Genomic DNA, 12421 nt, shown 5'->3' on the forward strand with positions numbered 1-12421 from the left:
TCGCCTGCCTGTCCAAGGAACCTGAAGGCTCCGTGGGTGCGGAACAAGGACTTAGGGCTGGCCGAGTCTCTCTATAGGAGCGCGGTTACACTGATTCGTCGGCGAGTACCTCGTCAAGCCGCAGCTCCAGTTGCTCCACCTCGCCCGTCAGCCGTTCAGAGGAGCGGCCGAACTGCTCGTGCCGCAGCCGCGCGATCCGCACCCGCAACGGCGCCGCTGCATGACGCTGACCACCTCAGTCCGTGAACCGTCCGGCAACGCCCCTATCCTACGCGTAAGGGCGGCAACGGACACCTACCACACCCAACAGTTCCGCAGGCCAGCCCAACACCACCCCGCGCCGCAAGGCAGCCGAGAGAAGACGCTGACTCGGCGGAGGCACGCGGGGTTTCGGTTCAGCCAGCCGCCAGATAGATCGTCCACGGACGCATGGCGGTCCGCTCGCAGCGCCTCACTCCTTTATAGGAAGCCTCGAACCCGAACGACGGCAGCCCCGCCGACAATGACAGGCCGACGGGCGGCAAATCATCACAGGGTCAATCTGCCCGCACGTTCGCCTCTTTGATCACACGAGCCCAGCGGCTGCTCTCTTCCGTCATGACGGTGGTAAGGGCTGCGCCGGTCAAGTCAGCTGCCACCTGCATTCCTTGACTGTCCAGGAACTGACGAACCTCCGGCTGGCCGACCGCGCTCGCGAGGGCGCTACGCAGCCTTGCCTGGGTGGGCTCCGGCGTCGCCGCGGCTACCGTCAGCCCGAAGAAGACCGACGCGTCGTAGCCGGGCAGCCCTTGCTCCGCGACGGTTGGCAGATCGGGCAGCACGGCCGAGCGTTCCAGCGTGGTCACGCCCAGCCCATGCAGGCGCCCGCCCTGGATGTGCGGCAGGGCCGTCAGCACATCGGTGAAGACCATGGCGACATGCCCGGCCAGCAGGTCGTTCAGTGCCGGACCAGTGCCCTTGTACGGGATGTGCTCGATTGTGGTGCCCGCCATCCGGTTGAACAACGCTCCGGCCAGATGCGAGGAGGCGCCATTGCCGGAGGAGCCAAAGGACAGCCTCTCCTTCTTCGCCAGCGCCACCAGCTCGGGCACGCTGCGCGCCGGAACCTTGGCATTCACCGTCAGGACGTTGGGAATACGTCCCAGCGGTGCAATCGGCGCGAAATCCTTGACGGGATCATAAGCCTGATCCGGGTACAGCATCCGGTTGATGGCCAAGGGGCCGGAGGTGCCAAAGAGGATGGTCTGCCCATCCGGCGCGCTGCGGGCGACGAACTCGGCGCCAATATTACCACCGGCGCCGGGCCGGTTCTCGACCACGACGACCTGCCCCAATGGCTTACCCAAGCCGAGGGCGAGACGCCGGGCGATCAGGTCGGTAGGCCCGCCGGGTGCGAAGGGCACGATCAGCAGCACCGGCCTGCCGCCAGACTGCGCCAGAGCGGGCCGGGCCAGGCCGCCCGCCGCGGCGATGGCCAGGATGGAACGCCGGGTCATCTTCATGCGACCTCTCCCTGCCCGATGCCGGGATCTTCCAGCAGGTCCCGCAGATCGGTCTCCTCGGGCTCCAGCGGGTCGCGCGGCAGCACGCGGTGCCGCAGCACCAGCCGGGCCAGGGCCAGCCGCCGCGGCGCGCCGAGGCGTGCCGCCTCCCAGGCCATGGCCGCCGCCGAGGTCAGGTGGTACAGCGCCGAGGCCGCCTGCCGGGCCTGTGCCGGATCAAGCTGTGCCCTCTCCACCAGGGCCAAGGCACGCTCCAGGGCGGAGTTCAACTCAGGCAGGGCGGCGCCGTTGCCAAGCAGACCCTGGATATGGGACCGCAGCACCGGCAGGGAGCCTTCCCGGGCAGCGGCGCGCAGCACGTCAAGCGCCACGATGTTGCTGGTGCCCTCCCAGATGCTGCCGAGATGGCTGTCGCGCAGCAGCCGGGCGTCCGACCATTCCTCGATGTAGCCGCAGCCGCCGCGCACCTCCATCGCATCGCCGGTAACCCTGCGGGCATCCCGGCAGGCGCGGAACTTCAGCAGCGGGGTCAGGATACGCAGCAGGGCACAGGCCCCCTCCTCTCCCGCATCGGCGCGGCGCAGCGCCTCGGCGGTCTGGAAGACCATGCTGCGGGCCTGCTCGGTCGGCACCAGCATCTTGGCCAGTTGGCGCTGCATCAGCGGCATCTCAACCAAACGCTTGCCGAAGGCCAGGCGGCGATGCGCGATGAACAGCGCCTCGGTGGTTGCCCGCCGCATCATGCCCGCGGCGCGGACACCGTTGGAGAGGCGTGAGTTGTTCACCATGTCGGCCATTTGCCGGAAGCCCGCCTCCGGATCGCCCACCAGCCAGGCGATGGCGCCGTTCATCGTCACCTCGCCCGAGGCCATGGAACGGGTACCCAGCTTGTCCTTCAGCCGCACGATGCGGTGGTGGTTCGGCGTCCCGTCCGGAAGCTGGCGCGGCAAAAGGAATAGCGAGACGCCCTTCAGCCCCGGCGGGCCGCCTTCACGCCGCGCCAGCACCATGGCGAGCCCGGCATCGGGGTTGGAGCAGAACCACTTGTCGCCGGAGAGCGACCAGCTGCCATCCTCGCGCGGCGAGGCCGTCACCACCGTAGCGGCGATGTCCGAGCCAGCGCCCTGCTCGGTCATGAACATCGCGCCCTGATTCAGCGCGTCCAGGTCCTGGCTGGTCAGCGCAGGCAGGTAGCGGCCCACCAGGGCCGGGTCGCCAAATTTGCGCAGGGTGCGGGTGAGGCTGTCGGTCATGCTGACGGGGCAGCAGAGCCCGAACTCCGCCTGCACGAAGAGGTAGGTCAGCAGGTACTTGGCCGCCGGAGGCATGGGCGCTTCCCAGCCCAGCACGCCGCCGCGATGCGACAAGGCGGCCAGGCCGAACTCTCCGAAGGCCAGCCGCTCCATGCTCCGGTAGGCCGGATGGAAATCGATCGATTGCAGATCCTCGCCGCGGCGCGTCCGGTGCCGCAACTGCGGCGGGTTGCGGTCGGCCTGGTGAGCCAGGGAGTCCAGCTCGCCGCCTGCCAGCTGTCCGAGCCGGTCCAGATGCGGCGCCAGGTGCGCCGCCAGATCGGGCGGCAGGTAGAGGCTCGCCAGCCGGGCCAGCTCAGGGTCCGCGCGGTACAGGTTCAGTCCCTGGCTGTCGGGAATGGCGGCCGCGCCCGAGGGCGGTCCTGGGGGACGGATATGCATGCGCTTCCTCCGCGGTCTTTTTCTGCGGGGGAGGCTCGCCGCTTCGGGGAAGCTCTGCCAATCGATTTCTTTGGATGGGGCGTTGAGCTAGGCTCAACGCCCATGAGCTACCGGCGCCTTCCCTCCCTGGCCGCACTGCGGAGCTTCGAGGCGGCCGCGCGCCACCTGAGCGTGACCCGGGCTGCGAACGAGCTGGCCATCACGCCCGGCGCCGTCAGCCGCGGGGTGCGCCAGCTGGAGCAGGAACTTGGCACCAGCTTGTTCCTGCGCGGCGCTACGGGGCTTACGCTCACGCCTGCTGGCGAGACGCTCCTCGAAGCTGCCGGGGAAGCGTTCGACCGCCTCGTGGCCGGGGTGAATAGCCTAAGGCCCACCGGGGCAAGGCGGCTGACCCTTGGGGTTTATGCGCTTTTCGCCAGCCGCTGGCTGATCCCACGATGGCATCGGCTGCGGGAGCGGCATCCGGATCTGGAGATCGACCTGCAGACATGCGCCGACCCGGCCGCCATGGTGCCAGGCCGCTTCGACGCGGCCATCGCCGTGACCGATGGGCGGCCTCGTCCGGGCCTTGCGATGCAGAGGCTGGTGCCCATCGAGATGATGCCGGTCTGCTCACCGGCCCTGGCTGAGGGCTTTGACTGGCGGCGCGTGACCTTGCTGCATTCGCGCCAGCGGCCGGAAGACTGGGCCCGCTGGCTGTCGGCGGCCGGGATTGGAGGTCGTGATCCCCATGCCGGGCTGTTCTTCGAAAGCATCGCCCTCGCCATCGACGCGGCCGCCGAGGGGCTGGGGGTGGCCCTGGCCATCCGGTCACTGGCCGGCGCGGATGTTGCGACGGGCCGGGTTGCGGTGCCACACCCTTTCCTTCGGCCAACCACCCGGGCTTTCACCCTCTTGCATGAGGGCAGCCGCCAAGCCGAGCCGGAACTTAGGGCACTCCGTGACTGGCTGCTGGAGGAGGCTGCAACGCCCTCGTGGCAACACTGACATCGGTCCTTCATTCTTCCGGCGCCGCGCAGGCGAGTTCTTGAACTCGCCTGTTCCTGTCAGCACAGTGCCAGGGTGCGCACGCAGCCGTAAGCTACGCTCCCCGCCGGAATCCTAAGCGAGGCCAGCGAATCTTGAAGGTAGCACCTGAGTGCTTCCATGCAGCCGCCCGAACCGGTCGGGGTGTTGCAGCCGAAGATCAGCGCCGGACCGAGCTTACGGTGGGGGTGCAGGTCATTGCGGCTCGATGCCTGCGGTGCGCACGAAGCCACCCCACCGCTGCAACTCAGCATTCAGCAGCGTCGACCATTGCTGTGCCGTTCCGCCAGCCACCTGGAAGCCCTGCTCCGCCAGGCGTTTTTGAAGAATCGGCTGAGCGAGGGCAGCCTGCAAGGCCTTGCCGATCTTCCCTCCCAGATCGGTTGGCAGGCCTGTCGGGCCGGAGAGGCCGAACCAGATGTTCATCTCGAAGCCCGGCACGGCCGTGGCAATGGCAGGCACCTCAGGAGCGAGGCCGTATGGCTCGCGCGAGGTGACGCCGATCGCTCTGACCTTGCCGTCGCGGGCCTGCGTCAACCCATTGCTGAAGTCTGTGAAGGTGGCGCTCACCCGGCCGGTCATCACGTCGGTGAGTGCTTCGGGGCCGCCGCGATACGGGATTCCGAGCAGATCCACGCCGGTCTCCTTGGCCAGGACGGCGGCCGCGATCTGCGCACTGTTGTTCCCGTAGCTGTAGGTGAGGTCGCCACGCTTGCGCGCGAGCTCCAAGAACTCTGGCAAGGTATGCGCCGGGAGCGAGGGATCGATCACCAGCAAGTAAGGGCACTCGCAGATCTGGCCGATCGGCACGAAATCCTTGATTGGATCGTAGGGCAGGCGCCGCAGGAGATGCGGGTTGAGGGCGGCAGTCGTCGGTGTGACCATCAGGAGCGTACTGCCGTCCGGCGGGGCACCGGCAACCGCCATGGTGCCCACAACCCCGCTGCCACCCGGTTTGTTGTCCACGACAATCGCTTTGCCCACGACTTGCGACAGCGTGTCAGCGACGATCCGCGCCACCACGTCCGTGACGCTCCCAGGCGTGAAGGGCACAACCAAGCGGACGGTCCGGTCCGGCCAGTCCGCGCGGGCGCTCCGGGCCCCTGCGAGCGAGGCGATAAGCGCCGGAACCGCCAGAAGCGCCTGGCGCCGAGACAACGGTGCCATGGTCAGACGGCCTCCATGCGGCGCTTTGCCTTCTCGTCCAGGAATGCCTGCATGGCCCGCTGGGGCTCACCGGTGTTGAAGGCCTGCCCGAATGCCGAGACGCTGACCTCGATCGCGCCGGAGAGAGGCAGTTCGTCCCACTCCCTCATTAACGCCTTCTGCGCCGTGATGACGGCGGGCCCGCACTCCAGGATAGGGGCCACCTCCCGGAGCACGGCCGAATCCAGCCCATCCTCCCCGGCGACGGCGTCCACCAGGCCCCACTGCAGCGCGGTGGCGGCGTCGATGGTGGCGCCCGTCAGGATCATGCGGCGGGCCCGCGCCATGCCGATGAGGCGCGGCATGAGGGCGGCATGGATAACGGACGGGATACCGACCTTCACTTCCGGCATGGCGAACTGGGCGGAAGGCGCCGCCACCCGCATGTCGCAGGACATGGCGAGCTCCAGTCCGCCACCGAGGCACCAACCCTGGATGCGCGCCACCACCGGGGCGGGGAAGCGCCGCACCGCCTCACAGAGCTCGCTTAACTTGCGAATGAACTGCTCCCCACTCCTTGGGTCCAGCCGCGCCATCTCGCCGATGTCGGCGCCACCGATAAAGCTGCGGTCACCGCAACTGGCCAACACGAGGGCGCGCAGCGTGGAATCCTGTGCAAGTTCACGGATGCCTTCGGTGAGGGCCAGGATCACCGGCGTGGAAAGGATGTTCGCCTTCCCGGCGTTGGTGATGGTGAGGCGCAGGACGCCGTCGGCGATCCGCTCCACGGAACAGTGCTCGTTGAGCATCTTCGTTTCGTCTCCCTTGGAAGTCTTTCTCATGCCACCGCGCCCAGCGCGCGCAGCTTGCCGATCTCGGCCGCCGTGAGCCCGATCTCCCCCAGCACCGCATCCGTGTGTTCGCCCAGGACCGGGGGCGGCGCCGCACGGGCAGCCTCGTCGCCGGTCAGCATCGGGTTGCGGACCTGGGGAATGCCGCCGAAGCTTGGATGCTGGACGGTGTGCAGCATCTGCCGGTGCCGCACCTGCTCGTCAGCGAAAACCTCGTCGAGGGCACGGATGGGTCCCCAGGGGACGCCGTTGGCCTCGAAGGCTGCTCCCCATTCGTCCCGGTCGCGTTCTCGGAGGATCGACGTCACCTCCTGTCGCAACATGGGCAGGTTCTCGATGCGGCCCGAGTTGAGGCGGAAGCGTTCGTCCCGGGCCAGCTCCTTGCGGCCCGCGACCTGGCAGAACCGCTCGAACTGCGCGTCATTGCCGATGGCGAGGATCAGGTGGCCGTCCCGGCACGGGAAGACCTCGTATGGGGCGCAGTTCGGATGCGCGTTGCCGCTGCGGGGCGGTGACTTGCCGGAGAGCAGGTAGTTCATGTTCTGGTTCGCGTTCAGTGCGACCGCCACGTCCAGCAGGGCCATGTCGATGTGCCGCCCGACGCCGTCGCGCCCGCGCTCGATCAACGCCGCCAGCACGGCGGTGGTGGCGTACATGCCGGTCATGAGGTCGTTGATGGCGACGCCGGTGCGCAGCGGACCGGCGCCTGGCTGGCCATCGGGGACGCCGGTGTAGCTCATCAGCCCGGCCATCCCTTGGAAGACGTAGTCGTAGCCCGGGCGGGACGCCAAGGGCCCGTCCTGACCGAAGCCAGTGATGGACAGGTAAATCAGCTTCGGATTGAGCGCCCTCAGTTCATCCGCGCCAAGGCCGTACTTGCGCAGCGAGCCCGCCTTGAAGTTCTCCACGACAACGTCCGCTCGAGCGGCGAGGCTCCGGACGACTTCCTGCCCCTCGGGGCAGGAGAAGTCCACCACGATGGACCGCTTGCCACGGTTGCAGGACAGGAAGTACCCGGAGAGCCGCTCCTGCCGCTCATTGATGAGGTAAGGCGGCCCCCATCCCCGCGTGTCGTCGCCGGGACCCGGCCCCTCGACCTTGGTGACCTCCGCTCCGAGATCGGCCAAGTTCTGGGTGCACCATGGACCGGCGAGGATCCGAGAAAGATCGAGAACCTTGATGCCCTTCAGTGCCACATTCACTGCGACGCTCGCTCCCGTACCCTGCTTATCTTCTCCCCGATGGTTTGGCGCGCCAGCTCCGGGCAGGCCATGCCAAAGAGCCAAAGTGAGAGTTGGCCTGGGCCAAAGGGATCGCGGCCTTCGTCGGCGGCCCGGCCCTACCCGGACAGGCCGATTACTGTCGTGGTGGCCTTCGCTCCTGGCGGCATGACGGACGTGGCCAGCCGCGTGGTTGGCACCGAGCTGAGCAAGTCTCCGCGCCACTCCTCCGTCGTTGAGAACCGGCCCGGCGCCGCCTGACAAGTCGGCACGGAGTACGTCGCACAGGCCTGCCGACGGGCACATCCTCCTCGTCAGCGCGGCCGGGCACGTGGTCGGCCTGCACTTCTTCAGCCCTGCCAATGTCATGCGCCTCCTGGAGGTAGGCCAGCGCATCGGGAAGATCCCGGTGCTCGTGGGCGTGTGTGAGGGCTTCGCCGGTAACCGCATCTGACCGCCTACCGACGGGAGGCGTGGTTCCTGCTCAAGGACGGGGCTGGGCTGGCGCAGGTTAACGCTGCCATGCAAGGCTGGGCCAACCGCATTTGTAAGATGGAGCGGTTCGGCCAGAAGACCGCGCGGGGTTCTATCGGTATGAGAACGGGAGCCGCACTCTCATTCCGGATCCCGGGATGGATACTCTGGTTGCAGATTGTTCCCGCGAGGTCTGTATTACGCGCCGCACTATTTCCGGTGCCAGGATCGTGGAGCGTTGCGTCCTGGCCTTTGTCAACGAGGCGCCTTCATTCTACAGGATGGCGTGGCGCAGCGGGCTTTTGACATCGATCTGGTCTACGTGGACGGCTACGGCTTGCTGGCTTCTAGAGGAGGCCCGATCTTCGAGGCTGATAGCCTGGGCCTGCCCCAGGTGCTGGCTCGGATCACGGCACTCCAGGGGCAGCAGGGTGAGCACTGGCGGCCCTCGGCTCTGCCGCGGCGCTTGGCAGACGAAGGCGTACGCTTCAGCGCCTGGCGCCAATCTGGCCCGTGCTTCTGCTTTCTGTCATGTTCCCCTGGCGTGACTATGGCTTGTGCCGGGAGGGATTGCGATGCGTTACGACTTGACTGATCTCAAGCTGTTCCGCGCAATCGCCGAGCTATCCAGCCTCTCACTCGGTGCCAACAAGGTCGCTCTTTCGGCAGGGTCGGCAAGCTATCGCCTGAAGAACCTGGAGCATACAGCCGGGACACAGCTGTTTCGCCGCACTCCTCGCGGGATGGACCTAACCCCGGCTGGTCAGGCTCTTCTCCGCCACGTGACCCAAGTTCTGTCCGATCTTGAGGTGATGCATGGGGAGATGTCGTCCTTCGCGAAGGGAATGCGGGGCAGCATCAGGCTCCTGGCGAACAGCAGTTCATTGAACAGCCATCTCTCCTTGGCACTCTCTACCTTTCTCGCTGAGCACCCCCAGGTGAACATCGAATTGGAGGAGCAGAATAGCGAGGACATCGTACTGGCGGTCCATGATGGCTCAGCTGACCTCGGCGTAGTTGCCGGAAGCATTGAGTCGGGCCCACTGCATGCCACGCCATACGCCGAAGATCGCTTGATCCTCGCTGTGCCCAGGGGTCATGCCCTGGCCGGTTCAGGCGAGATGAGGCTTTTGGATGGCCTCCCGTACGACTTTGTCTGCATGAACCGCACCAGCAGCAATTTCCAGTTCCTGCAAAGCACGGCTTCGCGACTCGGACACCACCTTCGAGTTCGCATACACGTTCATAGCTTCGATGCGGTTCTGGATTTCGTCGCGGCGGGTGTTGGAATCGCACTCGTTCCCCAAAGCATCTATGCCAAGGCCGATGGTGCTGGGCGCTGCGTTGCGCTGGATCTCTCAGATAGCTGGGCTCATCGCTCGCTCAAGCTCGTGACCCGGGACATAGCCCGAGAACCGCCCTTTGTTCGCGCCCTCCGCAACCATCTGACGCGTTACGCCAGCCCAGGCTCAGGGCCTATCAACGGGCCTCTTGCGCTTTGATCCTGCTGTAATTCCATGGCGGCTGGAAGTGCTGCCATGGCTGACCTGTTCTGGCTCACGAATCAGATCGAGCGGATGACGCCCTACTTCCCGCCTTCGCATGGCGTGCCACGGGTCGACGACCAACGCGTCGTCAGTGTCATCATCCACGTCATCTGCAACGGGCTGCGCTGGCGCGATGCGCCTGCCGAGTACAGCCCACACAAGACCCTCTACAACCGCTTGGTCCGCGGGAGCCGCATGGGCGTCTTCAACCGCATCTTCGTGGGGCTGGCCGGACGCAAAGGGCAGCCAGACCGGCTGATGATCGACGCCACGCACCTCAAGGCCCACCGCACAGCAGCCAGCCTGCTCAAAAAGGGGCTGCTCCGCGCCGTATCGGACGCACCAAGGGTGGCCGGAATTCCAAACTGCACGTGGCCTCAGACGGGCAAGGCCGCCCACTCAAGGCCAGATGAACGATCGCAGGCGCGCGGCGCTGATGCTGAATGCTCTGCCGCCGAAGCCGCCGGATCGCGTGCATGTTGGCCTGCCGAGGTTCAGGCCAGGGCTGACCGCCTCATGCCTGGCTCGTTGTCATCGCCCCCTCCAGAACTTTGTAGATCCGGGGATCGGCGGCCTGGGCGACGTTGAAGCGCAGGAACCCCGACGCGCTGCCTGAAGCACTGAAAACGTTGCCGGGCGCCAGCACAACGCCCTCGGTCACGGCGGCTCGTGCCAGGGTCGCTGAATCCTGGCCTTCGGGAAGCTGGCACCACAGGTAGAAACCGCCGCGCGGCATCAGCCAGGGCCGGATGCCGAGAGGCTCCAGCCGGCGGGCGGTCTCGCGCCGCGCGCGCGTGAGCCGCTGGCGCAGGTCGTCCATGTGCCTGCGGTAGCTTCCGCCGGACAGAACACCGGCAATGACCTCGGCGGCGACGGGGCTCGGCCCACCGAAGCCCGTGGCGATCTGCAGATCGACCAGCCCTTCGACCCACTCGGCGCGGGCGGCGATGTAGCCGCAGCGGATCGAGGCCGAGAGGGTCTTGGAAAAGCTCCCGATCCGGACAACCCGATGAAGGCCGTCCAGCACCGCCAGGCGCGGAGATGGCTCCGGCTCGAAATCCGCGAAGATATCGTCCTCGACGATTGTCAGGTCGTGCGCCGCCGCCATGGTCAGGAGGTGGTGCGCCGTGCGGGCGGCGAGCGTGGCGCCGGTCGGGTTATGCAGCGCCGAGTTCGTGATGTAGAGGCGCGGCCTTTCCTCCCGCAGCACCGCCGCGAAAGCATCCAGGTCCGGCCCGGATTGCGTGTAGGGCACGGTCACGACCCGGGCCTGATGCGCCCGGAGCAGGGCCTGGAAATTGAAGTAGCAGGGATCGTCAACCAGGACTGTATCGCCTGCCCGGAGCAGGAAGCGGCAGATCAGGTCGATGGCCTGCGTGCCGGAGGTCACCAGCAGAAGCTGCTCGGGGGCCACGTCCAGGCCCTCCCCCGCGAAGCGCCCGGCCAGGAGGCGGCGCAGGGCCAGCGAGCCGCGGGTCTGGCCGTAATCCGTGAGGATGGCGTCCCCGGCGCGCGCCAGGGCCCGGAAACCGCGCCGCAGCGCGCCATGGGGCATCCAGTCCGCTGGCAGCCAGCCACAGCCGGGCTTCAGGGTAGCAGGATCGGCATCGAGCGATTGCCGCGATACCCAGAACGGATCAACAGCCCGGTCGCTCGGTGCCCCGGCCAGGGCCATGGGAGGCAGGCCCGTTCCCGTCACGTAGAAGCCAGAGCCACGGCGCGACCGGATGAGGCCCTCGCCCGCCAGCCTGTCATAGGCTTCGACGACCGTGGAGGGAGCGACCCCCATGGTGGCCGCGAAACGCCGGATCGAAGGCAGGCGGTCCCCGGTCACGAGGGCGCGGCTCGTGAGCTTCGCCCGGATGGCGGCCATCACCTCGCCTGTGCGCGTCGCATGCATGTCGCCCCCTTGGCACGGCAACTGTGCTGCCGAACACACCAGCACAGTTTGCTCCCATTGTGCCTGAACTGTCTCTGGCACGAGACGGCCGGTTCTCCAAAGGATGCCGCCGAGGAGAGTTGTGATGGATCGTTCGGTGGAGGGCTGGTTTCACGGCCTGATGGGGATGGTGATCTTCAGCGGGTCGCTTCCGGCAACGCGCCTTGCCGTCGCTGATTTCTCGCCCCTGTTTCTGACATCAGGGCGGGCCGTGATCGCGGCCATCCTGGCCGCCGGCATCCTGGCCGTGCTCCGGCCGAAGCTGCCCACGCGTGCCGACCTGGTGGCTCTGGTACCCGTCGCGATCGGGGTGGTGGTCGGCTTCCCGCTGCTGACGGCCCTGGCGCTCCAGCATATCAGCGCGGCGCGCTCCGTTGTCTTCATCGGCCTCCTGCCGCTGGCGACGGCGCTGTTCGGTGTCCTGCGCGGAGGGGAGCGACCGCGGCCGGTATTCTGGGTCTTCTCGGGAATCGGGGCGGCGGCGGTCGCTGGCTTCGCCCTGGTCAATGGCGGTGCCGGCGCGCTGGGCGGCGACCTTGCCATGCTCGCGGCCGTGCTGTTGTGCGGCCTCGGCTATGCTGAGGGTGCCGTCTTGTCCCGGCGCCTTGGCGGCTGGCAGGTCATCTCCTGGGCCTTGCTGCTCTCGCTGCCGCCGATGGCGCTCTTTGCTCTCGCCACGCTTCCCCTGTCCTGGGCAGCCATCAGCGGCTCCGCCTGGCTGGGCTTCGCCTATGTCTCTGTGTTCAGCATGCTGGTGGGCTTCATCTTCTGGTATCGCGGCCTCGCCTTGGGTGGCATCGCCCGTGTCGGGCAACTCCAGCTCCTGCAGCCGTTCATCAGCCTGGTCCTGTCCGCCCTGCTGCTGCGCGAGGTTGTGTCCTGGCCCATGGTCGCCACCACAGGGCTCGTCGTCCTCTGCGTCGCGGGCGCCAAGCGGTCCGCCTGACGAATTACAAGCGCCTGGTTCCATAAGGCCCGCAGAGGCAGCCGCCTCGGAGCCAGGAAGCTGCTACTTTGCGGAA

At 67.2% G+C, this 12421-nt stretch carries 11 protein-coding genes and 1 pseudogene; 5 read left to right on the forward strand and 7 right to left on the reverse strand.

The window, feature by feature from the left end:
* Positions 1–85: 85 nt before the first annotated feature.
* The 3 genes from IBL25_RS04550 to IBL25_RS04560 all read right to left on the reverse strand — a co-directional run bounded on the left by IBL25_RS04550 (position 86) and on the right by IBL25_RS04560 (position 3196).
* A complete protein-coding gene (locus IBL25_RS04550) occupies positions 86–202 on the reverse strand; it encodes an IS66 family transposase (RefSeq protein WP_367615559.1) in 117 nt (38 codons plus the stop codon).
* Between the two features lie 334 nt (positions 203–536).
* On the reverse strand, positions 537–1502 hold the full coding sequence (locus IBL25_RS04555) for a Bug family tripartite tricarboxylate transporter substrate binding protein (RefSeq protein ID WP_202986680.1): 966 nt from the start codon (positions 1500–1502) through the stop codon (positions 537–539).
* Entirely contained in the window at positions 1499–3196 is a 1698-nt protein-coding gene (locus IBL25_RS04560; protein ID WP_187777371.1) for an acyl-CoA dehydrogenase family protein, read from the reverse strand. The genes IBL25_RS04555 and IBL25_RS04560 overlap by 4 nt, the downstream gene beginning before the upstream one ends.
* Before the next feature lie 102 nt (positions 3197–3298).
* Between IBL25_RS04560 and IBL25_RS04565 the strand changes: the two genes are divergently transcribed.
* Positions 3299–4183 (forward strand): LysR substrate-binding domain-containing protein, encoded by an 885-nt coding sequence (locus IBL25_RS04565; protein ID WP_187777372.1) that lies wholly within the window; start codon positions 3299–3301, stop codon positions 4181–4183.
* A 234-nt stretch (positions 4184–4417) separates the two neighbouring features.
* Here the strand turns inward: IBL25_RS04565 and IBL25_RS04570 are convergent, their stop codons facing one another.
* The 3 genes from IBL25_RS04570 to IBL25_RS04580 are packed head-to-tail and all read right to left on the reverse strand — an operon-like array spanning position 4418 to position 7421.
* Positions 4418–5389: a Bug family tripartite tricarboxylate transporter substrate binding protein gene (locus IBL25_RS04570; RefSeq protein WP_187777373.1), complete on the reverse strand. Its 972-nt coding sequence runs from the start codon at positions 5387–5389 to the stop codon at positions 4418–4420.
* A 2-nt stretch (positions 5390–5391) separates the two neighbouring features.
* Positions 5392–6177, reverse strand: coding sequence for an enoyl-CoA hydratase (locus IBL25_RS04575; RefSeq protein WP_202986681.1), 786 nt, complete (start codon positions 6175–6177; stop codon positions 5392–5394).
* Positions 6178–6206: 29 nt separating this feature from the next.
* Entirely contained in the window at positions 6207–7421 is a 1215-nt protein-coding gene (locus IBL25_RS04580) for a CaiB/BaiF CoA transferase family protein (protein ID WP_187777375.1), read from the reverse strand.
* Positions 7422–7674: 253 nt separating this feature from the next.
* Between IBL25_RS04580 and IBL25_RS26825 the strand changes: the two genes are divergently transcribed.
* The 3 genes and pseudogenes from IBL25_RS26825 to IBL25_RS04590 form a co-directional block, all read left to right on the forward strand.
* Positions 7675–7893, forward strand: coding sequence for a 3-hydroxyacyl-CoA dehydrogenase NAD-binding domain-containing protein (locus IBL25_RS26825; RefSeq protein WP_238940214.1), 219 nt, complete (start codon positions 7675–7677; stop codon positions 7891–7893).
* Positions 7894–8488: 595 nt separating this feature from the next.
* Complete coding sequence (locus IBL25_RS04585; RefSeq protein ID WP_187777376.1) at positions 8489–9415, forward strand: LysR family transcriptional regulator; 927 nt, start codon at positions 8489–8491, stop codon at positions 9413–9415.
* A gap of 36 nt (positions 9416–9451) precedes the next feature.
* Positions 9452–9861: pseudogene (locus tag IBL25_RS04590) on the forward strand (transposase); the annotation flags it as partial.
* A gap of 113 nt (positions 9862–9974) precedes the next feature.
* Here the strand turns inward: IBL25_RS04590 and IBL25_RS04595 are convergent.
* On the reverse strand, positions 9975–11360 hold the full coding sequence (locus IBL25_RS04595) for an aminotransferase-like domain-containing protein (RefSeq protein ID WP_187777378.1): 1386 nt from the start codon (positions 11358–11360) through the stop codon (positions 9975–9977).
* A gap of 124 nt (positions 11361–11484) precedes the next feature.
* Between IBL25_RS04595 and IBL25_RS04600 the strand changes: the two genes are divergently transcribed.
* Positions 11485–12345 (forward strand): DMT family transporter, encoded by an 861-nt coding sequence (locus IBL25_RS04600; RefSeq protein ID WP_187777379.1) that lies wholly within the window; start codon positions 11485–11487, stop codon positions 12343–12345.
* Positions 12346–12421: the final 76 nt, after the last annotated feature.

Origin of the sequence: Pseudoroseomonas ludipueritiae, assembly GCF_014490445.1 — a bacterium.
GTDB lineage: Bacteria > Pseudomonadota > Alphaproteobacteria > Acetobacterales > Acetobacteraceae > Pseudoroseomonas > Pseudoroseomonas ludipueritiae.